This is a genomic window from Gemmatimonadaceae bacterium (genome assembly GCA_019752115.1).
Taxonomy (GTDB): Bacteria; Gemmatimonadota; Gemmatimonadetes; order Gemmatimonadales; family Gemmatimonadaceae; genus Gemmatimonas.
The window spans coordinates 125,235-142,445 of the sequence record JAIEMN010000023.1 but is presented as its reverse complement, the minus strand read 5'-3'; the positions used below and the strand labels follow the sequence as shown (position 1 = coordinate 142,445).

General features: G+C 68.0%; 33 protein-coding genes. 6 read left to right on the top strand and 27 right to left on the bottom strand.

The features are described from left to right. Positions 1–140: 140 nt before the first annotated feature. Entirely contained in the window at positions 141–428 is a 288-nt protein-coding gene (locus tag K2R93_12545; protein MBY0490663.1) for a hypothetical protein, read from the bottom strand. Positions 429–537: 109 nt separating this feature from the next. Further along, a complete protein-coding gene (locus K2R93_12540; protein MBY0490662.1) occupies positions 538–702 on the bottom strand; it encodes a hypothetical protein in 165 nt (54 codons plus the stop codon). Between the two features lie 150 nt (positions 703–852). Between K2R93_12540 and K2R93_12535 the strand changes: the two genes are divergently transcribed. From K2R93_12535 to K2R93_12515, 5 genes are all read left to right on the top strand, one after another. Then, positions 853–1,407 (top strand): hypothetical protein, encoded by a 555-nt coding sequence (locus tag K2R93_12535; GenBank protein MBY0490661.1) that lies wholly within the window; start codon positions 853–855, stop codon positions 1,405–1,407. Positions 1,408–1,758: 351 nt separating this feature from the next. Then, complete coding sequence (locus tag K2R93_12530; protein ID MBY0490660.1) at positions 1,759–2,262, top strand: hypothetical protein; 504 nt, start codon at positions 1,759–1,761, stop codon at positions 2,260–2,262. 65 nt (positions 2,263–2,327) lie between these two features. Beyond that, complete coding sequence (locus tag K2R93_12525) at positions 2,328–2,570, top strand: hypothetical protein (protein MBY0490659.1); 243 nt, start codon at positions 2,328–2,330, stop codon at positions 2,568–2,570. Further along, a complete protein-coding gene (locus tag K2R93_12520; GenBank protein ID MBY0490658.1) occupies positions 2,567–2,926 on the top strand; it encodes a hypothetical protein in 360 nt (119 codons plus the stop codon). Before K2R93_12525 ends, K2R93_12520 begins: the two co-directional genes overlap by 4 nt. Then, complete coding sequence (locus K2R93_12515) at positions 2,923–3,153, top strand: hypothetical protein (GenBank protein ID MBY0490657.1); 231 nt, start codon at positions 2,923–2,925, stop codon at positions 3,151–3,153. Before K2R93_12520 ends, K2R93_12515 begins: the two co-directional genes overlap by 4 nt. Here K2R93_12515 and K2R93_12510 read toward each other — a convergent pair. Next, a complete protein-coding gene (locus K2R93_12510; protein MBY0490656.1) occupies positions 3,116–3,427 on the bottom strand; it encodes a hypothetical protein in 312 nt (103 codons plus the stop codon). The genes K2R93_12515 and K2R93_12510 overlap by 38 nt on opposite strands. 32 nt (positions 3,428–3,459) lie before the next feature. Here K2R93_12510 and K2R93_12505 point away from each other — a divergent pair, with 32 nt between their 5' ends. Further along, entirely contained in the window at positions 3,460–3,762 is a 303-nt protein-coding gene (locus K2R93_12505) for a hypothetical protein (protein ID MBY0490655.1), read from the top strand. 133 nt (positions 3,763–3,895) lie between these two features. Here K2R93_12505 and K2R93_12500 read toward each other — a convergent pair whose 3' ends face one another. From K2R93_12500 to K2R93_12385, 24 genes are all read right to left on the bottom strand, one after another. After that, a complete protein-coding gene (locus K2R93_12500; protein ID MBY0490654.1) occupies positions 3,896–4,093 on the bottom strand; it encodes a hypothetical protein in 198 nt (65 codons plus the stop codon). A 53-nt stretch (positions 4,094–4,146) separates the two neighbouring features. Beyond that, positions 4,147–4,452, bottom strand: a complete 306-nt coding sequence (locus K2R93_12495) for a hypothetical protein (GenBank protein MBY0490653.1) — start codon at positions 4,450–4,452, stop codon at positions 4,147–4,149. Continuing rightward, complete coding sequence (locus K2R93_12490) at positions 4,449–4,835, bottom strand: hypothetical protein (GenBank protein MBY0490652.1); 387 nt, start codon at positions 4,833–4,835, stop codon at positions 4,449–4,451. Before K2R93_12490 ends, K2R93_12495 begins: the two co-directional genes overlap by 4 nt. Before the next feature lie 2 nt (positions 4,836–4,837). After that, positions 4,838–6,289 carry a hypothetical protein gene (locus K2R93_12485; GenBank protein ID MBY0490651.1) on the bottom strand — a complete coding sequence of 484 codons (1,452 nt, stop codon included), beginning with the start codon at positions 6,287–6,289 and terminating at the stop codon, positions 4,838–4,840. A 1-nt stretch (position 6,290) separates the two neighbouring features. Next, positions 6,291–6,893 (bottom strand): hypothetical protein, encoded by a 603-nt coding sequence (locus K2R93_12480; GenBank protein MBY0490650.1) that lies wholly within the window; start codon positions 6,891–6,893, stop codon positions 6,291–6,293. A 12-nt stretch (positions 6,894–6,905) separates the two neighbouring features. After that, positions 6,906–7,454: a hypothetical protein gene (locus K2R93_12475; GenBank protein MBY0490649.1), complete on the bottom strand. Its 549-nt coding sequence runs from the start codon at positions 7,452–7,454 to the stop codon at positions 6,906–6,908. Positions 7,455–7,478: 24 nt separating this feature from the next. Beyond that, positions 7,479–8,372, bottom strand: coding sequence for a hypothetical protein (locus K2R93_12470; protein ID MBY0490648.1), 894 nt, complete (start codon positions 8,370–8,372; stop codon positions 7,479–7,481). Then, positions 8,369–9,256 carry a hypothetical protein gene (locus K2R93_12465; protein MBY0490647.1) on the bottom strand — a complete coding sequence of 296 codons (888 nt, stop codon included), beginning with the start codon at positions 9,254–9,256 and terminating at the stop codon, positions 8,369–8,371. Before K2R93_12465 ends, K2R93_12470 begins: the two co-directional genes overlap by 4 nt. 1 nt (position 9,257) lies before the next feature. Beyond that, positions 9,258–9,761 (bottom strand): hypothetical protein, encoded by a 504-nt coding sequence (locus K2R93_12460; protein ID MBY0490646.1) that lies wholly within the window; start codon positions 9,759–9,761, stop codon positions 9,258–9,260. Then, positions 9,761–10,204: a hypothetical protein gene (locus tag K2R93_12455; GenBank protein MBY0490645.1), complete on the bottom strand. Its 444-nt coding sequence runs from the start codon at positions 10,202–10,204 to the stop codon at positions 9,761–9,763. The genes K2R93_12460 and K2R93_12455 overlap by 1 nt, the downstream gene beginning before the upstream one ends. A 9-nt stretch (positions 10,205–10,213) precedes the next feature. Further along, positions 10,214–10,645 (bottom strand): hypothetical protein, encoded by a 432-nt coding sequence (locus tag K2R93_12450; protein ID MBY0490644.1) that lies wholly within the window; start codon positions 10,643–10,645, stop codon positions 10,214–10,216. 3 nt (positions 10,646–10,648) lie between these two features. Further along, positions 10,649–11,143: a hypothetical protein gene (locus K2R93_12445; protein MBY0490643.1), complete on the bottom strand. Its 495-nt coding sequence runs from the start codon at positions 11,141–11,143 to the stop codon at positions 10,649–10,651. Further along, a complete protein-coding gene (locus tag K2R93_12440; protein ID MBY0490642.1) occupies positions 11,140–11,442 on the bottom strand; it encodes a hypothetical protein in 303 nt (100 codons plus the stop codon). The genes K2R93_12445 and K2R93_12440 overlap by 4 nt, the downstream gene beginning before the upstream one ends. Continuing rightward, positions 11,439–11,624 (bottom strand): hypothetical protein, encoded by a 186-nt coding sequence (locus K2R93_12435; GenBank protein ID MBY0490641.1) that lies wholly within the window; start codon positions 11,622–11,624, stop codon positions 11,439–11,441. Before K2R93_12435 ends, K2R93_12440 begins: the two co-directional genes overlap by 4 nt. After that, positions 11,621–12,349 (bottom strand): sigma-70 family RNA polymerase sigma factor, encoded by a 729-nt coding sequence (locus K2R93_12430; protein ID MBY0490640.1) that lies wholly within the window; start codon positions 12,347–12,349, stop codon positions 11,621–11,623. Before K2R93_12430 ends, K2R93_12435 begins: the two co-directional genes overlap by 4 nt. Before the next feature lies 1 nt (position 12,350). Beyond that, positions 12,351–13,178, bottom strand: a complete 828-nt coding sequence (locus tag K2R93_12425; protein MBY0490639.1) for a hypothetical protein — start codon at positions 13,176–13,178, stop codon at positions 12,351–12,353. Further along, the gene (locus K2R93_12420; protein ID MBY0490638.1) at positions 13,175–13,696 is read right to left on the bottom strand and encodes a hypothetical protein; all 522 of its coding nucleotides are present in this window, start codon (positions 13,694–13,696) and stop codon (positions 13,175–13,177) included. Before K2R93_12420 ends, K2R93_12425 begins: the two co-directional genes overlap by 4 nt. Then, entirely contained in the window at positions 13,693–14,211 is a 519-nt protein-coding gene (locus tag K2R93_12415) for a M15 family metallopeptidase (protein ID MBY0490637.1), read from the bottom strand. The genes K2R93_12420 and K2R93_12415 overlap by 4 nt, the downstream gene beginning before the upstream one ends. A gap of 1 nt (position 14,212) precedes the next feature. Next, on the bottom strand, positions 14,213–14,458 hold the full coding sequence (locus tag K2R93_12410) for a hypothetical protein (protein ID MBY0490636.1): 246 nt from the start codon (positions 14,456–14,458) through the stop codon (positions 14,213–14,215). Positions 14,459–14,461: 3 nt separating this feature from the next. Beyond that, positions 14,462–14,710 carry a hypothetical protein gene (locus K2R93_12405; protein ID MBY0490635.1) on the bottom strand — a complete coding sequence of 83 codons (249 nt, stop codon included), beginning with the start codon at positions 14,708–14,710 and terminating at the stop codon, positions 14,462–14,464. Positions 14,711–14,803: 93 nt separating this feature from the next. Next, positions 14,804–15,157, bottom strand: coding sequence for a hypothetical protein (locus tag K2R93_12400; GenBank protein MBY0490634.1), 354 nt, complete (start codon positions 15,155–15,157; stop codon positions 14,804–14,806). After that, positions 15,154–15,636 carry a hypothetical protein gene (locus K2R93_12395; GenBank protein MBY0490633.1) on the bottom strand — a complete coding sequence of 161 codons (483 nt, stop codon included), beginning with the start codon at positions 15,634–15,636 and terminating at the stop codon, positions 15,154–15,156. Before K2R93_12395 ends, K2R93_12400 begins: the two co-directional genes overlap by 4 nt. After that, positions 15,636–16,394: a hypothetical protein gene (locus K2R93_12390; GenBank protein ID MBY0490632.1), complete on the bottom strand. Its 759-nt coding sequence runs from the start codon at positions 16,392–16,394 to the stop codon at positions 15,636–15,638. The genes K2R93_12395 and K2R93_12390 overlap by 1 nt, the downstream gene beginning before the upstream one ends. Before the next feature lie 9 nt (positions 16,395–16,403). Continuing rightward, entirely contained in the window at positions 16,404–17,210 is an 807-nt protein-coding gene (locus K2R93_12385) for a hypothetical protein (protein MBY0490631.1), read from the bottom strand. Position 17,211: the final 1 nt, after the last annotated feature.

The window sequence follows — 17,211 nt, the reverse complement described above, 5'->3', positions numbered from 1 at the left end:
GTACAACGCCCGCCCACACCAATCGGCGGGCTGGCTGCTTCGTTGTGGTCATACTATGTTGCTCCTGGGCGCTTGACGCCCGCTTCGTTGTGGTCACGACGCCCGCGCTCTCACCCGCGGGCGTTCGTGTTTGCGAGACCTCAGGCGCTGCGGTTGTTCGTGACATCCGCCACCGCCTCCGCCGTGAACGCGCCCAGGTGTTGCGCGATGCGCTCGCCGCTCATGCCCTTCTCGTGGCAGTACGCCACGAAGTCAGCGAGAAATCGCGCCATGCCGGCGCCGCGATCGCGCCGCGCGTAATCGTCGAGGCGCCGCAGCTCCCCGCGGACGCCGTACTGCCGCAACTCGCCGCGCACATGCACGGCGCACTCCTGCCACCGGGCGCTGACGCGCGCGACGGTGGACTGCGTTCGGTTCGTGGCACTCATACTCCCCTCGTTGTGGTTGACGCGCGGAACCCCGCGCCCTGCGTGTGCCCCGGCTCTCACCCCGGTCCTACCATTCCCGCATGTCGTTCACGGGAATGCCCCACCAACTTCAGGCGGCCTTCGGGACCGCCACGAACACCGTGTCGCCGACCACCTTCGTCTTGTGCTCACCCTTGGCGACGCGATGGATGAGCGTGGTGCGCGGCACCTTCAGGCGGCGGGCAGCTTCCGCCATCCGCACCCACTCGATCCGCGTTTCCTTGCGCTTGGTCATATCCGTCGGTTTGTTAGTGCTGAAGGCCCGTGCGTCGTGGTCGGATCGCCGTCTCGGCGCCGTCACGGTGACGACACTGAGGATACAGTAGGCCACAATCGGCATTTCCGCAAGGCATTCATAGCCGATTGTTTCCCGTGAAACAGACCGATGGATCTGGAACAGGCGATCGCGCTGGTATTGGCCGAGGCGAAGCGGACGGGGAACAACGCCGTCGCGCGTCGTCTCGAGGTGGCGAACGGCACCGTCAGCAAATGGAAGGGCGGAAAGCGCCCAGAGGGCGAGGTTCGCGGTCGCGTCTTTGCCTTCGCGGAGGAGCTCGCGCGCCGTTTCGAGTCGGCGGGGCTTGGTGGTGATGTGCGCATCGGCGTCCGCGTCAGCGGTGCGCTCGATCCGGTGCCGCCGAGGGTCGCCCCTCCCGTCGACCCCGTTGAAGCGGTGGTCCAAGAGGGGCAGCGGGAGCTCTCGCGATGGGCGAAGGACTTCGCCGCGCGGCTACTCCGAGCCAGCGCGACACGCGTCGAATCGATGCCGGACGACGTCCTTCAGGAGCGCGAGGACGCGATCCGCGACGTGCAGGAGCAGCTCGGTCCCGGCGTGCCTCGCGTGGTGCCGGGGGCCTCGGCCCCGACGCCGCCTGGACAGCGCGGCCCGGCGCGGAAGTCAGCCGCCGGCGGTACTCGCGGCGACGACTGGCAGCAGTAGCGCGTCCTGCAACGTGAGCGGAACGATGACGTCATCTTCCAGCAGACAGAGCAACGCTCCGTAGATTACACCATCAGGAACGAAGGCTTTTCGACGAATGCGCTTGGGGCCGCGACCCGGGGCCCGAACGGTCAGCGTCGCGCTGGGATGGCCCGGCCAGAAGACCAACAGATCCCCGGCGCTTGCAGCGACGGGGTGCAGCATTGGAGAGCAGACGCGGAACACCGCAGTGGGACGATCGAGCATTGCAATTCGGGCTTCGGGTTCCCGAACAATATCCGAAGCAGGTACGACAGTCGCCACTGTGGCGCGAATGCCACTGTGGATTGGTGTGGAAACGTTCAACGAGAAATGCTGGGGACGATCCGTATGCGGAAAGTGTTGATGTGCTGTGTCGTACTCACGCTGGTGGGGGCGTGCCAGCAGACGAAGGCGTACACCCCCGACCTCGCGCCCATTCCGGTGCGGCTCGAATCGTTAAGCGGAGCGGCGGTATCCGCGAGTGACTTCCGCGTCGAGAAGTCCAACGGCGAGTCGATGCGACTCCGGCTCGAGGAGCAGCTTCGTCAAGCCATTCCGAACGCGCGCGCAGCCGGCGATAGCACGCCGCCCAGCGTGTCCGTCGACGTGATCGAGCAGCGCGCCTACTTCACGAAAGGCAAGTGGCACGGCGTGACGCGGTTGCGCGCAGTGGTGCGCACCAAGGATGGGCGGCGCCTTGGCCCGTTCGACGGAGTTGGTGAATCCGAGCGATTCAACAGTGTTGGGTATACGACCGCGAAGCGCGTCGGTCAGGACAGCTATAACGCGGCGATCGCCGACCTCTTGTCGAAGTTGCGCTCGGAACTTCGGTAAAGCGTTCAGCGCAACCGAGGCTTGTAGAACCAAGATGACGCTGCGAATGCAGCGGGAGGCATTGGATGGCGGACGAATCGACTGACGTGCCCGCTTGGCGATTCTGGGCCGTTCTTCTCGGAGCCGTTGCGCTCGTCGGTGGAGGCTACTGGTACAGCCAGCGACCGACCTACGAACAGCTGGTGAGTGCTGAGAAGTTGGCGGAGATGGATCTCAAATACTGCGGCACGGCGCCATGGCCAGATTGCACCATTGCGCGTGCCCGATACGAGAAGGCGCACCAGCGCGTGCTGGACGCGACGCCATGACCCCTCCTCAGCTCCAACGCCTCGCGCCCATCCTCGCGTCCTACCCCGTCGGCACCGCGCTCCCGCTGGAGTGGGTGCAGGCGGGGGCGTGGCTCGCCGTGCGACGGGCCTACACCACGCACGAGCCGGCGTTGCTCATCGTAGGGGAGGTCGGCGACTGGAGCGTGCTTCCAGGTGACGTCCTTGCGCGTGTGCTCACGGAGGAGGCGCAGCGCCGCTCCGTCCTCCTCAGCCTTCGCATCGAAGACGGTATCGTCACCCGCGATGCGGCGCTGGAGACGTACAACGCGGTGGGGTTCCCGGCGGAGTGGAAGCCGATCGACCCTACATCCCCTTTGCCTGGAGGTGCCTCATGACGCACGGTCACTTCAAGATGCTCGCCAGCGTGAGCGAAATGCGCCCGATGGCGAACGGCGATCGCTTTGCCGCGAAGGCCACGCGGGTGGTGCGACACACCGCGCGGGGGGCGGAGGATGTGCCGGTTTTCTTCGGCGAGTGCTGGGGGCCGACGCGCGAGGCGGCGCTCGCCGAGCTCAATGCGCAGTTCAGCCAGTGGGCGGACGCGCAGCCAAATAGTACCTGAGCGCGTCCTCGCACCATCGCCAGCGATCTTCCCAGCCGGCGAGATAAGGCTGCGAGTAAGCCCGGATCTCGACCTTCCGCGACTCATTCTGGTAGCGGGGATCGCACCACGCGCCCGCCGCCTCACTCCAGACCTGCAGGAGCACGTACCCGTGGTAGACCAGCTGCTGCCGCGCCTCGAGTGCTGCCGTCATCAGGGCAGCGGGATCGGCCGCCTCAAACTCGACGCTTCCCAGCGCCGGCGGGGCCATAAGGCGAAAGCGGTGCGGAGCCATGCCCCGAATGTACGGCGGGGTCTGACAGTCCGATGAGCTTCAACACCAAAGGGCCCTCCCTCGTGGCCCGTCCTGAGCGTCGCAACGGCCGGAAGGTCTACCGGGTCGAGAACGTCGGCGATCGGGCCGCAACGGGGATCGTGGCGCGGCTGCGGGCGGGGGACGCCGACGTGAGCGCGTGGCTGCAGCAGGGCAGGGTGCCGGCCGAGCTGGCGCCGGGCGCCGCGTTCCTGCTGGGGTTGGGGCCAGACTTTCAGGACGCCGCGGTGCTCACGCTCACCTGGCGAGGCCCGGACGGGGACGAGCGGCGGTGGCATGGGCCGGTGAGTGTCTAGCCGGCGAACACGTCGGCGCCGAGGTGTACAGAAATCGGCGAAATCTCGACATGACCCTTTCACCCCATGGGTGAAGCGGGCCGATTAAGAAAACCGCGCGTATTACAGATCGCGGGCCGATTACGAAAGCAGCCTACCGGTTCAGCCACGCGAGAACCGCTGCCCGCAGCGCCTCCGCCGGCGCTTCCGGCTCGTCGGGCTCATCGAGCGGGAGGCCGTAGTCCATGAGCTCACTCGCGATCCCGTGAAGCTGCTTGAGGAGAGCGTCGAGCTCTTCGCGTGACGGATGTTTGAGGCGCTGTAGCTGTGCAACGAGATCTTGTTCGGCCATGCACGGAGGATACCTCGCCGGCCACCCGGTCGCTACCACGCCGCGTGTCCAGCCTACGCGATGAGCAGCTGCAGCTCTCCGAGCGCCACCAGCTGCCCGCAGTAGCGCACCACAAGCCAGACGCGCCCGCCGCGCGGGAAGAGGGCGCGGAGATCCCGGCTGTAGAGCTTGAGCGGCGGCACCACGCCGTCGGCGACCACGAGCGTGCGCATCAGCGTGCCGTGCAGGAACGGCCCCCCGCGCGCCGTCGAGATCCCCGCGTCGAGGTAGCACTTCCGGAGCGGCGCGTCGACGGCGAGCGGCAGCGCAACCGTCTCGCCCTCGACCACGAGCGTCTGGGTATCGAGGATCGCGTTCACGTCTGCGACGCCGGGCGCTTGGTCCGCCAGATCACGCCCGTAACTTCGTGGTAGCCCGCCGAGGCGGACTGCCAGTGCACGTAGACCGTCGTGCCGTCCGGCTGGGCGCCCAGGTAGGTGCGCTTGTTGGCCCCGCTGAACGTGGCCTCGTAGGCACCGGTCGAGAGCACCTCGACCATCGTGGCGACCAGCGCGGCGTTCACGGCGGCGGCCTCGCTCGCGGCGGTGTCGCTGAGCGCGATGTAGGCCTTGAGGTCCGTGAGGCCGGTGATCGCGACCTGCTCCTCGATGCCGGTGGTCGGGTTGAGGCGCCAGCGCATGGGATGCGCCGTGGTGTGGCTGTTGTTGTCGGGGTAGAGCTCCCCGTCGATCTGGTTGGCCATGGTCAGGGTACCGGGTCGTCGGACTGATAGGCGAGCGCGACCTCGACGGCATCGCGCAGCGTGAGGTCGGGCGTGATGCTGTCGCGCTCGGTGAGGGTCGTGTCGACGAGCGCGCGATAGGTGAGCGCCGAGGCGACGGCGTGGCGGAGCGTGAGCGTCGCCACGACGAGCCCGGGGACCAGCAGCACCCGCAGCGTCCCATCGGCGAGCACGCGGACGGTGATCGCGCCGGCGACGGGCTTGAGGACGGTTGCTGCGCCCACCGCCGTGAGCGCGACGGTGACGTCGCCGGCGACGGGTTTCGCGACCGCTACCGTGCCGCTCGCCACGACCGCCACGGTGGCCGCGCCCGCCACCGGCTTGCTGACCGCGATATCGCCGCTCGCGACCAGGGCGAGCGCCACGTTGCCCGCGACCGGCTTCGCCACCGCGATCGCGGCCGCGGCGGTGAGGGCGACGGTGGCCGCGGCACTGATCGGCTTCGCCACCGAGACATCGCCGTTCGCCGTCACCGCGACGGTGCAGTTCCCCGCGAAGCCGACCGGCGTGAGCAGCCCCGTGCTCGTGACGGCCACCGTGCAGTCGCCGGCCACTGGCTTGGCGACGGCGACGGAGCCTGCAGCCGTGACCGCGACCGTCGCGTCACCAGCGACTGGCTTGGCCACCGCCGCGCTGCCTGCCGTCGTCACCGCCACCGCGACATCACCAGCCACCGGCTTCGCGACGGCGGCCGCGCCGGTGGTGGTCACCGCCACCGCGCACGCGCCCGCGATCGGGTTCGGGATGATCGCGCTGCCGGTCGTCGTCACCGCGACCGTGCAATCGCCCGCGACCGGCTTGGCGACGGCGATCGAGCCGGTGCACGTGACGGCCGTGGTGACACCACCCGCGACCGGCTTCGCGACCGCGATGTCACCCGTTGCCGTCGCGGCCACGACGGCATCGCCGGCGACGGGCTTGGCCACCGCGATCGCCGCACTCGTGATGAGGGCAACCGCGACCGCGCCGGAGACGGGCTTCGCGACACTGATCGAGCCCGCCGCGGTAACCACGACCGTGGCGCTGCCGGCCACCGTGGCGCCGCCGACCGGCGTGAAGAGCGCCGTGACCGACAGCGTCGCCGAAACGACGTTGGTGTTTGTGCCGAGAATGTCGAGCGCGAGGGCATCGACGTCGACTGAGATGGCGGGGCCCGAGGGGACGAGCGTCTGCGCGATCGTCAGCGCGCTGGCGTTACTGATGCGCGACCGCTCGTCAGCGGTCAACGCAAAGGCAAACGTCTGCGACGACGACGTGAGCTGCGATTCAAAGACCCAGCGCTGCGCGACGAGGGTGGCGCCCTGCCACAGATTGACACAGAGGCCCGTGAACTGCGCGGGGACCCCGGCGAGTTGGACGACCCGCGCATCCGACTGGGCGGGGACGCCACGCAGGACGACCGTCGTCGTGGCCACGCTACGCGGGGTCGGGGCTCAGGGTCTGTGCACTGACGCCCGCCAGATCCGAGACGCCGCTGCGATACGCCACCACGAGGTAATCGGAGTTCTGCGGCACTTCGAGCGCCAGCACCCCCGCGCCGTTACTGATCCCTTCGGCAACCACGGCGGGACGCCCGACGGCGAGCTGCCCGACATCGAGTGCCAGGCACCGCACGCTGGCCACCGCGACGGCGTTGGTGTCGCTCGTTTGCAGGTTGAGCAGCCAGCGCGACGACGACTGCGGGACCTGCCCCACAAGCGGCATATCCCCGTCAAGTACGTTGAGCGACGTCCCATCGGGGCACACGATGTTGAAATGCAGCAGCGCCGGATTCGCCAGCGGATCGTAGAGCACGTCCGCTGGGGTGTACGCCATGTCCTCGTGCATCGGCGCGTACAGGTTATCCGACAGCAACGCCGGCACGACCACCGCCAGCGCATCCGGGGTGAGCGGAGTCGCCAGCGGCGTCGCGAACATCGGCGCCTGTATCGACAGCACTGACAGGATGCCGTCCCGCATCTCGTCCCCCTGCACGAGCAGCGGCGTCGGGTCAGGCAGGGCCGGCACGAGACATGGCATCGCGGTCAGCCCTTACAGCAGCTGTTCCAGCATGAAATCGTGCAGCGTCAGCGAGCCCGTGGCGACCGTCTGCGTGAAGAAGAAGTCGAGCGTCAGCGCGGACTGCGAATTGAAGCCCGTGCCCACCGCCGGGGCGATGTTGTACGGCACCATCTGCCCACCGGGGCCGGGGCCGGTTGCGGGCGCGGCGGTGTTGATCGAGGCCGGCGAGAGCCAAAAGCCCTGCCCAATGAGGTTGGCACTCGTCCCCGAGCCGACCGCACGGCACGTGAGCAGGACATCGAGCACCCACGGCACGTTCGTCTGCGCCACGATGTTGAGCGGCATCGCCTGCGTATCGAACGCCACGACGCCGCCGAGGCGCAAGTCGAAGCGCGCCGTGCCCGGCGTCGTCACGGCGCACGAGATACGGCCACTCGCGCGCAGCCGCCACTTGCGGCCAACCTGAAAGTACCCGGCCGGCAACGTCGTCGGCACGTACGTCGGCACGCACGACGCGGCAGCGGCCGCGGTGAGCGTTGGACCGTCACTGTAAGCAGAGGCGATGACTTGGCTTGGCATGGTCGGAAGAGTGAGAGGAAAGGGTTAGCCCAGCGTAAACAGCGCGCGCGCCCCGTTGGTGTTGGCGCGCAGTTTCAGCGAATCGGTCGCCGCCACGCGCGGCGCATAGGTCGCGGGGAGGCCGAGCAGGTTCGGACGTTTGGAAAACGCGCAAGCTTCACGCACGAGCGCGCTTAGTTCGGCGTCAGAGAGTACGCGCGTCCAAAGGCCAACAAAGAGCGTTGGAATAAGCGAGCCGAGATCCGCGTCCGGAGTCGAAGTTCCGCACAGTCGGTGCGGATATGCGCCAGAGAAATTTGCGGTTCCTGAAACTCCGACCGTCGACGAAATCGTTCCGCGCTTCCAGACACGCCCGCTCGCATCGTGCGCCTGCACAGTGAGCGCAACGCCGGAGACCCACCTGGACGCAACCACGAGCGGCCCGGCCGGGGCGTTTCCGGTGCCGTAGCCAACCTCAGCGTATGCGTTCGTGTAGTACGTGCCGCCGACGCGCACATGGGCAGCGAGCTGATAGTCGCCACCGTAGCCGCAGTACGACCCGGCGAAATACTCGTTGAGTCCCGCCGCGACAGTCTGGTACCCGACATAGTCGACCGTGCTCGCATCGGTCGAACGCCACGATTGCCCGACATAATTCGGCGGTTCCCATGCGTACCCGATGAGCTGGGTATATGCCGTCGTGTCGATCTGCGGAAGCGTGACGCCAGGCGTATTAACCAGCGCTTTCGATGAGGCGATCACGCGCCGCCCGCGCGCGATCGCGCTCTCTACTTCGCCGATGTAGGTCGATTGCGTGTTAATCGGCCTGACGGGTCGCGAGCCGACGAACGTATGCGCGTGTCGATAGCCCCCGAGCGCGAAGAGCTTCGCGCTCTCTATTGTGCGTGCTACCTGCTGCGACCACCCGGCACCGATCATACCGCCGCCCACCCGCTGACGCTTAGATCGAACTTCGGCACCAGTCGTCGCGAGGGAACCATTACTGACACGTCCGTTCCGCCGTTGCGGAGCTGCTGGATGTCGCGCGTCGCTATCGCCATTTGCGCGTCAGTAAACGCGTAGTTCCAGAACCCACAGAACCCGTAATCGTTGTTGCCGCCTGAGTTGTACGGCGCACCATAGGACGTATGCCCCGCCCACGCCCAGTTCGTGCAGTTGCCGACACTGTTGGAATAGGTGGCCGTTAGTTCCGCGACCTTTGTTCCGTCGATCCATATGGAGCGATGAAATCCACGGCTCAGAAACCCAAAGGTGTGCCAGCGCATAGTAGGGTACAGCGTTTGGTTTGCTGCCCAGTTAAACTGCACGCGCTGGGTAAGATCGCCCATATCCCAGTCTACCCAGTTCCCCTCAGGAACGTGCGCTGAGCAGCGATTTGCAAACGACTCCACCGTTCCAAAAGCACTTCCGGGATTGGTACTCAGGATGAAATCGGTATCGCGCTTGAAATGCTCAACGATGATGGTTGCGTTATATGCGGACGGAAACCACGGAACAAAACTGTGGTCTGGAAACGTGTACAAAAGGTTTGAGTTATTGCCGTCCGAGAAGAATGCACGCCAAGCAATGCGGCTTTGGTTTTGAAGCGCTTGTGCGTTAACGCCGGTCGTCGGAGCGATGCGCTTAAAGCGCCCGAACTGTTGGAGCGCAGAGTAGGCAGCTTGCCCGCTTGAGTTCTGAAACGTTCGCCGTGCGATAATCCCATGAATTGCGCTATCGAGCAGCCACGGGACGTTTAACCCCACCTTTGACGGTGTGATTACAGACGGACCGTTTGCAGTGAACGGCGAGCGATACAGCACGTTACGCGAGGTTCGCCGGGTTGAACGCGTCCGCGCCGATGATCGCCAGCATTCGCGGCTGTGTCAGCAAGGGCGCCCCGTCGTACGTGACCGTCGTCAGGAAGGCGACGCCCCGCTGAATCCGCGGGTCGGCCCGATCGCAGACCTTATCCTTGCAGTCGGACAGGTCTTCGCGCACGCGCTTCAGCAGCGCCCGCGTCGTCAGGTCAGGGTGTGCGATCTCGGCAAGATCGATCCGCAGCCGTTCGGTATCGGTGAACCGCGCCTTGAAGTCGAGAACCGACATCGTCGTCACGACGCGCGGCGCCGCGTTTTCGTCGACGCGATCAACGTATGCCTTCGCGACGGAGTCCCAGGCTTTCAGGTTGCGATCGGGAACGGCGTCGAGGTCGGCGATCACGTGCAACGTCTCGCCCTCGCGCAACCCAGCCGCAACGACGTCGTTCTGCACGGTCGACTCGCGCACGACATCGCCGGCAGCCGTCAGGATCTGATAGAGCGGCATCAGACGATCCCCGGGTTGTAGAAAAGCCCGCGCAGCACGTTGCCGCTGCTGGCGGCCGTCTGGCCGGCGCTGGAGCGAATGACCAGCTTGCCGCCCTTGGGCGGGATCACGACGCCCGGCAGGATCTTGCGCTGCGCGGACGTCGTGTTGTCGAGCACGAACGACCCGACGCCCCCGTTCGCCGGTGGGCGCGAGGCGCTGCTGTCTTCGTAGTTCGTGCCGTCGATCGTGCGGCGCCAGTAGACGTCGATCGTCTTGTCCGCCGTCGGCGCCGTGCCGAAGGAGATCTGTAGCTCCAGATCGACCAGGATATCGCGGTCGGTGTCGTTGGCGACGTCGACCTCGACGGCGGCCGCGTCGGCAATCGCGTTGAGCGACGTCGTCGCGAGCGTGACGAGGGCGCCACCGGACCGCCCGGAATCGACCAGCGTTTGGCGTGCCATGCGTGCCCCTTACTGCGCCGTGAGGGTGAACTGGCCTGCCGCCGCCGTGGGCGCCGCATCCCCGTTGTTGATCGTGCGCGAGCTGGTAAGCGTGCCGTAGTACCACGGCGTCGTCCCCGAGCACCACGCGAAGTTCGTGAGCGTCTGCGGACCCGAGCCCGCCGCCGTGCCCCACGTGAGCGCGTTGTTGTTCGAGGTCTGTCCCCCGGTACCGCTCGACGCCGTCGTGCTGCCGGCGCTCTGCGTGCCCGCGAAGTTCGCGAGCGACGCCGCCTGCGTCACGGCCGCGTAGTTGGTGTAGCTCGCCTCGGTGCCGCCGCCGGTTTCGCCAGGCGCCGCGGTGTAGAGCCGGATCGACCAGGTCGCCGGCTTGGTCGACGTCTGGCCGCGAATGTACGTGTCGATGAAGTCATTCTCGGCCACATCGGTCATCTGAGACATCGCTTAGCCCTCCGCGGCAAGAGAAATGGGATCGCGCTCAAGGATCGTGAACGCTTCGGCCGGCCACTTCTTGCCGTCGAGGAGCTCCATGGCGCGCTGGCGATCGGCGTCGGTGAAGGCGAGCGGCCAGCCCGCGTGCTGCGGATCGGTCGAGCACTGCGCTTCACGGCCCTCGGCCTTCGCCGCCTCGACTTCGGCGGCATCGTACGCGCGCTCCTCCTCGCCGTAGCGCATGATGAGGAGCGCCGTGAACCAGTCGGCCACGTAGTTCCACATCTGCACGTACGGGCCGAAGCGGCGAGACATCGCGATGCCCCACTGGACCATGTCCGGCGTGATGGTCATCGCGGCGAGGTGCGCGGCGTAGCGCGCCGCACGCGCCTGCAGGACCACGTCGATGTAGTGGCCATGGTCGATCTCGGGGAACTGCGCGCGCACGCGATCCGCGCGCGCCGCGATATGGGCGGCGAGGATGGGATCCATCGGGGCAGTGCTCATCCGTGGGCTCGGGGTTTGGGTCGGGGGTGCACCGCCGGGGCGGTGGTATCGTGCACGTCGCACCGGAGCCCGTTCTGGGCACAGTGCGAGCGAAGGGCAGGGAGCAGGAGCTCGTGCCACAGGTGAGAGCCGCACCGCGCGCGGTAGTGCTGGAGGACGTGCCCCGCCTTGTCGGCGTAGCAGATCGCGAGGTGCACGCGGGTGCCCTGATGCCAGTAGGCGTTGACGTCGATGAACGTCACCTCCGACGGCAGCGGCCAGGCGTGTTCGAGGTTGGAAAGCGTCCCCGCGTCGCTCATGCGGGTTCCTCGGTGCCAGCCGCACGGACCGCCCGCCACGGGTCGCTCTCCCACTCCTCGACCGGGAGCATCGCGTAGCCCCGCACGGTGTCGCGCGGCACGGGGCTCTGCGAGCCGCGCTCGACGAACTGCACCGAGACGAGGCGCGGCGTGGGCTGGGTGACGCGGAAGACGAGGCTCACGGCAGCACCTCGACGTGCGCGGCGACGGGCCGCAGGATCTCGCCGATGGTCGCCGCATTGCTCTGCCGATCCGCCCGCAGCTCGTGCACGTGTTCGCGCCAGGAGCGCACGCGTGGCCGCCCTCGCGCCCGCATGGGCAGGCCCTTCGCGGTGAGGCGCGGCATCGGCTCGTCGTCGTACAGCGACCGCAGGAACTTGACGCCGCGGTGCGTGCGCATCTTGCACGTGCCCACCGTGATTCCGAGGATCTGCGCGATATCCTCGTGCGACCGGTTCTTCAGGTAGTGCAGATAGACACAGCGCCGCTGATCGGCCGGGAGGCGCCGCATGGCGTTCCGCAGCCGGGTGACGCGCAGGGCCGCATCGAGACGGCCGCCGACGTCCTCCGCGCCATCGTCCGCGACCTCGCACGCCTCAAGGTCCACCCGATGGGGGCTATGGTCCTTCGACTTGAGGTGATCGAGGGCGCGGTTCCGGGCGACCTTGCACGCCCACGTCTTCGGGTTATCCGGGACCACGTCCTGCAGCCACGCCCGCATCAGCACGTGCGCCACCACATCATCGACCTCGTCACCCGACAGGCCGATCCCGGACGGAATGCCGAGGTGCGCCCACGCCTGCAACACCGGCGACAGGCGCGCCCAGTCCGCCATCTTCCACGCGAGGCGCATGGAACCGATGGGGGTCTCGAGCAGCGCCCGCAGGTTCGCCGGCATGGTGACCATGTCAGCGCGTCCCGACGTCGCGGAAGGGATCGGCCGACAGCGGCGTGACCGGACGCCAGCCGCCCGATGCCGAGCGTACCTGATACTTGCCCGTCGCTGGGTTCAGGACGGGTCGGTTGTTTGGGTCGCCGGACTCCTTACAGCCGCAGGACGCGGCGTAGATCCACACGGAGTCATGCCACGCGCCGAACGGCGGCCGCATCTCCATGACGGCCGTGATGTTCCGAATCTCCCAGTGCGTCGTATCGTCGGCGGGTCGTACGCCACCGGGCTTCATGAAATGCCGGTTGATCGCGAGGATCGAATCGCCTTCGAACACGAGCGCGGAGTCGCGCGGCATAAACATTCCGCTGGAGCTATACACTTCCATGCGGGCCGAGTCGGCGAACGCCACGTGGCCGGTGTCGACCTTTACCGAGTCGACGCCTGGGGGCGGGGCATCCACGTTGATCAGCGTCACGCCTACTGTCTTTGTGGGGCCCTGCTTGCCGCGCCGCGTTGTCGTAATCGCGAAGGTGATGCGCGTCGAGTCGCCGTAGGGCGGGAGGCCCATGCGCACGGTATCGGCCGTGCCGGTGACGGTCGCGGTGCGCACGGTCTTGCCGCCGTTCGTCCAGGCCACCGCGTAGCCATCGGCGCAGCCCTTCGCGTCGCAGGCGGGCTGCCACTTGGCGATCACGCGCGCCGAGTCGGCCGCGAGGCGCTCGGTCGTCAGGACGAGATCGTCGGGGATCGCATCAGGCGAGCCGGAGGCCTTCGCGCACGTGGCGAACGCAGACAGGCACGCGGTGGCGATCAGAATGAGCGGGACGGCGATGCGAAGTCTCACCGGTAGGCTCTCCACTGGATGAAGTTGGTCGCGAGCGAGGTCGCGCAGACGATCCGCTCGGCGGTGCGCCAGCGGTCGCGGGCCTGCTGGGTGCCTTCGAGCACGGCGATGCGCGCCTCGGCCTGCGTGGCCCGTCGCGTAAGCGCGGCCGCCGTGGACGCGCAGTCGTTCAGCACGGCCACGCACTGGCGCCGCGAGCTGTCGAGCGTCGTGATCACCGAGTCAGCGAAGCGCAGGAGCGGCACGGTGTCCACCCGACCGGGCAGCGTATCCACGCGCCCCGGCAGCGTGTCCACCCGTCGCCGCCACCGCGTGACGATCGAGTCGATGCGCGCCGTGTCGTGCACGACCGTCGCCACGTTCGTGGCCAGCGCGAGGCGGAGCGAGTCCGTCTCATGCTGCGCCGAGCGCAGGGCGCGGTCCGTCCGCGTGCTGTGCTGCTGCCAGCCGAGCGCGAAGGCGGCGCCCAGGGCGAGCAGCGCGATGATGGCGAGGGCGAGCACCGCGCGTGCGGTCACAGCGCCCCCACTTCCTTCCACACGGCCGGCATCCCGCCCTCGGCGAGCAGGCGCGCGGCGCGCGGCGAGGGCGAGCGACGCATCGGCGGACCGAACTGCACGTGCGGGCGATCGACGAAGCGCTCATCGTCGCTCGAGCCATTGCCGTTCCAGTCGCCGCCCCACGTGAGGCCCCGGATGCGGCAGGCCGCCCCGAGCGCCGTCCAGAAGGCGGGTGCCGCGTCCCAGCGCTTCGAGGCGCTGATGATGTCCGCCGCGAGGCCGAAGCCGTGCCACGTCTCGTCGCAGTCCGACGAGTGCGTCACCACGCCGCGCCCGTCGTCGTAGTCGCGACCGAAGCCGAAGAGGAACCGCTGCCGCTCTGACGTCCGCAGCGTCTCGACGACCATCGGATCGAAGCCTGCACGCTGCAGGTCATCGATCACGAGGTCGAGGCGCATCCGAAAGCCCGGTGCCAGGACCTGCAGGTCGCGGCAGACGGGGATCTCAGCGGGCGGGAGCGGGAGACGGCCCACGTTACGGCGTGCCCTGGAAGATGTCCGGGATGCCGTCGTTGTTTGCGTCCGTCAGCGACTTGGCGAAGGCCTGCATGATCGCGAGCACGAAGCCGATCGCGCCGTGAATGAGCAGCGCCTTCGCCTTCCAGATCGCGAGCGGCCCGTCGGGCGTGGGCGCGGCGATGATCGTCGAGAGCGCGGCGACCGCCGCGTTCAACACCTGGGACACCAGCAACCACAGGGCCCACACTTTGGACAGCTGCACAGATCACCCCCCGGTGGTCGTGAGTTTCGTAAGCATCGTCGTGATGGTGTCGAGCTGTCCCTTCAGCGCGCTGAAGCGAGCGTCGAGCTCCTCACGGGTAATGCGTGTGCTGTTCGCCTCTTCGAGCGACTCCAAGCGACGGACGGTGTCCGCTTCGTGGCGTTCGACCCGTTCGTTCAGGCGTCCGGCGGAGTAGATGGCGCCCCCGGCAAGGGCAACGGCGCTGAGCATCGCGGCGAAGTCGAGCGTCATATGCCGCAAGGTGCGGTATCGCTCCAGACCAGCCCACCCAACAGCGCCCATGTTGTGGGGATGGGGTCCCCACATCCGCGCCGGGCGTCGCGCTCAGCCGGCCGGCGAGCGCAACCAGCCGTTCACGCGCACGGCGGTCACGATCGCCCAGCGTCGCGCGTGCGCGATCTGCAGCGCGCGGAGTCGCGCATCCAGACGTGCGGTGGCCTCGCGATACGGGTGCCCCGCCGCGAGATCGGCGTCATGCAGGAGATACGCGATGAGCACCGACGCGCTGAACGGATGGCCCACGACCGGCCACGCGATCGCGGGGATCGTGCCGCCGTCCGACACGAAGTCCGCGGGGATGCGCATCGGGTACGGCCCGCTCCACGTGATCGCCTCGAGCACGCGCACATTGCGCCCGCCGATGAACTCGACGCGGATTGGCGTGGCGAGCGGCGTCACAGCGGCGCGAGGATGACGGCGCGCGCGTCGGCCGCCTGCTGGCTGGTGAGCAGCGGTGGCGACTGGGTGAGGCCCATGCCGAGCAGCGCGTCCGTGAGCTGCACCGTGCGGGGATCCGCCGGATCGATGCCGCGCGCCGTGCGGAAGCGGGTGAGCACCTTCCGCGCGTAGGCGCCGCCGGCGGAGTCCTTGGCCTCCAGGGCGAAGAGGAGGTCCATGCACGGGCCTGCACCGGACAGCTCCCACCGGTCCATGAACTGCTGCTGCGAGAGCAGCTCGGTGCGCCTGGGCAGGGAGAAGTTGGCGAGCGCCGGATCCCACGCGTACGGCGCCGGCGGGACGTCCGCCCACTCCGGGAGTACCGTGGTGATCGACTGTGGCGGGTAGCTGCCGCCGAGCTGCGCGAGCAGATCCTCGGTGGTTGGAGAGACGCCCAGCAGCGCCCGCGTGGAGGCGTGGAAGCAGACGGCGAGGGGCATCAGCGCACCGTCTGGAGGCTGGTGAAGTCGATCGCGGTCGGCAGCATCTTGAGCCGGCGGAACGCCATCTGGCCGACGGTGCCCGTGCCGTTGCTGTTCACATAGATGTTCGTGCTGGCCGGCCACGCGGCCGCCAGTCCGCCCGACGGCGCGCCCGACGCTCCTGACGTCGTCTGCCCGACGCCGAGCTTGGTCTGCCAGAGCTGGACGACGCCGCTGCTGTCGAGCGACCAGTAGAGCTGGATCCGGTCGCCGGCGGAGGTGCCGCTCCCCATGCTCGCCGAGACGGACGCCGACCCGTTGTTGTGCGTGATGCGGTAGACCCCGCCCGACGCATCGATGACGAGCGAAGCCCCCGACACCGCCGCGTTCGAGATGCTGAAGCGGAAGCCGCAGGCGGTGGTCTCGACGAACTCGGCCAGCCCGCAGAGCTGCGTCGGCAGGAACTGCGCGGCGAACGGCAGCACATCGCTGCCGCCCATGAGCAGCATTGCGGTGTCGCGCGTGCCTGGGTTCAGGAACGGCCGAACCTCGAAGGCGAGCTGGTGATACTGCGCGGTGTAGGTCGTCGCGTTGATGTCGATCGGCGAGGCCGTGGCCGCCCGCGTCAGGAGCCCGGTGTGCCCGCTCTCGGCGATGATCGCCCCGGTCGACGGATCCCACTCGATCGACTGCACCGCGAGGTGGAACAGGCAGCGCGAGACGGATTCGAGCGGCGAGGCGGGGATCGGGACGCCAAACGGCGCGTACAGGGACATGGCGTGGCCTCAGAGCGCCCAGGCGCGGCGATAGACGTAGGACGCGGCGCCCGAATCGATCGCGAGCGTCGGGTAGATGCTGCTCGTGCGGAAGCTGTCGGCCGGCTCCAGCGTGAACCACGCGCCCGCCGTCTTCCAGTGATAGACCGAGGCGCGCGTCCCGCCGGAGGTGCACTTGATGATCGTGCGCCGGAGGAGGTTCACCTCGAGCCAGTCGTTCGCGCCGAGCGATTCCGCCGGCGAGCTCGGGGGCGTGAGGGTGAGCGACCCGTACGCGATCCCGTTGAACGAGCGATAGGTGAGGGTGCGCGAGCTGCCGGCGGACAGCGCCCCGGTGATGAACACGACGCCAGGGGAGGGCAGCGTGCCCATGGGGATCGGCTTCGGCGCACTGCCGAAGCTGATCACCGACGGCTCCTCGTCGTACGACGCGGGATCCCACGCCACGAAGCGGATCGTCACCGTGAACGAGGGCACGATGAGGATGGCCCGCTCGGTGATGCCGGTGGCCACAATGCTCGTCGCGACGGCCCGGATGAGCCGCGTGGGGTGATCGTCGAACGACAACAGCAGGAGCCCGGCGAGGGCATCCTGCACGGTCGCCATTTTGGCCTCGCGCTCGCTCAGCCCCGCCGCGTCGATGCGGAACGTGCATTCGATCTGGCGCGGCGACGCCGTCGCAAAGCCGGCGGGGACGCTGCCGAGCACCTGCGGCAGGGCGGTGAGGCTGCGATTCATCATCGGCCCCTCCATCCACCCGGAGAGGCTCACGAGCTTGAGCCCGAGGTTCGTGTCCGTCTGTCCGTTGATCTTCATG

Bases quoted from the DNA above. Each gene is read 5' to 3' on its own strand.
- K2R93_12545 (MBY0490663.1), bottom strand. From the start codon at position 428: ATGAGTGCCACGAACCGAACGCAGTCCACCGTCGCGCGCGTCAGCGCC.
- K2R93_12540 (MBY0490662.1), bottom strand. From the start codon at position 702: ATGACCAAGCGCAAGGAAACGCGGATCGAGTGGGTGCGGATGGCGGAA.
- K2R93_12535 (MBY0490661.1), top strand. From the start codon at position 853: ATGGATCTGGAACAGGCGATCGCGCTGGTATTGGCCGAGGCGAAGCGG.
- K2R93_12530 (MBY0490660.1), top strand. From the start codon at position 1,759: ATGCTGGGGACGATCCGTATGCGGAAAGTGTTGATGTGCTGTGTCGTA.
- K2R93_12525 (MBY0490659.1), top strand. From the start codon at position 2,328: ATGGCGGACGAATCGACTGACGTGCCCGCTTGGCGATTCTGGGCCGTT.
- K2R93_12520 (MBY0490658.1), top strand. From the start codon at position 2,567: ATGACCCCTCCTCAGCTCCAACGCCTCGCGCCCATCCTCGCGTCCTAC.
- K2R93_12515 (MBY0490657.1), top strand. From the start codon at position 2,923: ATGACGCACGGTCACTTCAAGATGCTCGCCAGCGTGAGCGAAATGCGC.
- K2R93_12510 (MBY0490656.1), bottom strand. From the start codon at position 3,427: ATGGCTCCGCACCGCTTTCGCCTTATGGCCCCGCCGGCGCTGGGAAGC.
- K2R93_12505 (MBY0490655.1), top strand. From the start codon at position 3,460: ATGAGCTTCAACACCAAAGGGCCCTCCCTCGTGGCCCGTCCTGAGCGT.
- K2R93_12500 (MBY0490654.1), bottom strand. From the start codon at position 4,093: ATGGCCGAACAAGATCTCGTTGCACAGCTACAGCGCCTCAAACATCCG.
- K2R93_12490 (MBY0490652.1), bottom strand. From the start codon at position 4,835: ATGGCCAACCAGATCGACGGGGAGCTCTACCCCGACAACAACAGCCAC.
- K2R93_12480 (MBY0490650.1), bottom strand. From the start codon at position 6,893: ATGCCATGTCTCGTGCCGGCCCTGCCTGACCCGACGCCGCTGCTCGTG.
- K2R93_12475 (MBY0490649.1), bottom strand. From the start codon at position 7,454: ATGCCAAGCCAAGTCATCGCCTCTGCTTACAGTGACGGTCCAACGCTC.
- K2R93_12470 (MBY0490648.1), bottom strand. From the start codon at position 8,372: ATGATCGGTGCCGGGTGGTCGCAGCAGGTAGCACGCACAATAGAGAGC.
- K2R93_12460 (MBY0490646.1), bottom strand. From the start codon at position 9,761: ATGCCGCTCTATCAGATCCTGACGGCTGCCGGCGATGTCGTGCGCGAG.
- K2R93_12455 (MBY0490645.1), bottom strand. From the start codon at position 10,204: ATGGCACGCCAAACGCTGGTCGATTCCGGGCGGTCCGGTGGCGCCCTC.
- K2R93_12450 (MBY0490644.1), bottom strand. From the start codon at position 10,645: ATGTCTCAGATGACCGATGTGGCCGAGAATGACTTCATCGACACGTAC.
- K2R93_12445 (MBY0490643.1), bottom strand. From the start codon at position 11,143: ATGAGCACTGCCCCGATGGATCCCATCCTCGCCGCCCATATCGCGGCG.
- K2R93_12440 (MBY0490642.1), bottom strand. From the start codon at position 11,442: ATGAGCGACGCGGGGACGCTTTCCAACCTCGAACACGCCTGGCCGCTG.
- K2R93_12430 (MBY0490640.1), bottom strand. From the start codon at position 12,349: ATGGTCACCATGCCGGCGAACCTGCGGGCGCTGCTCGAGACCCCCATC.
- K2R93_12405 (MBY0490635.1), bottom strand. From the start codon at position 14,710: ATGACGCTCGACTTCGCCGCGATGCTCAGCGCCGTTGCCCTTGCCGGG.
- K2R93_12395 (MBY0490633.1), bottom strand. From the start codon at position 15,636: ATGCCCCTCGCCGTCTGCTTCCACGCCTCCACGCGGGCGCTGCTGGGC.
- K2R93_12390 (MBY0490632.1), bottom strand. From the start codon at position 16,394: ATGTCCCTGTACGCGCCGTTTGGCGTCCCGATCCCCGCCTCGCCGCTC.
- K2R93_12385 (MBY0490631.1), bottom strand. From the start codon at position 17,210: ATGAAGATCAACGGACAGACGGACACGAACCTCGGGCTCAAGCTCGTG.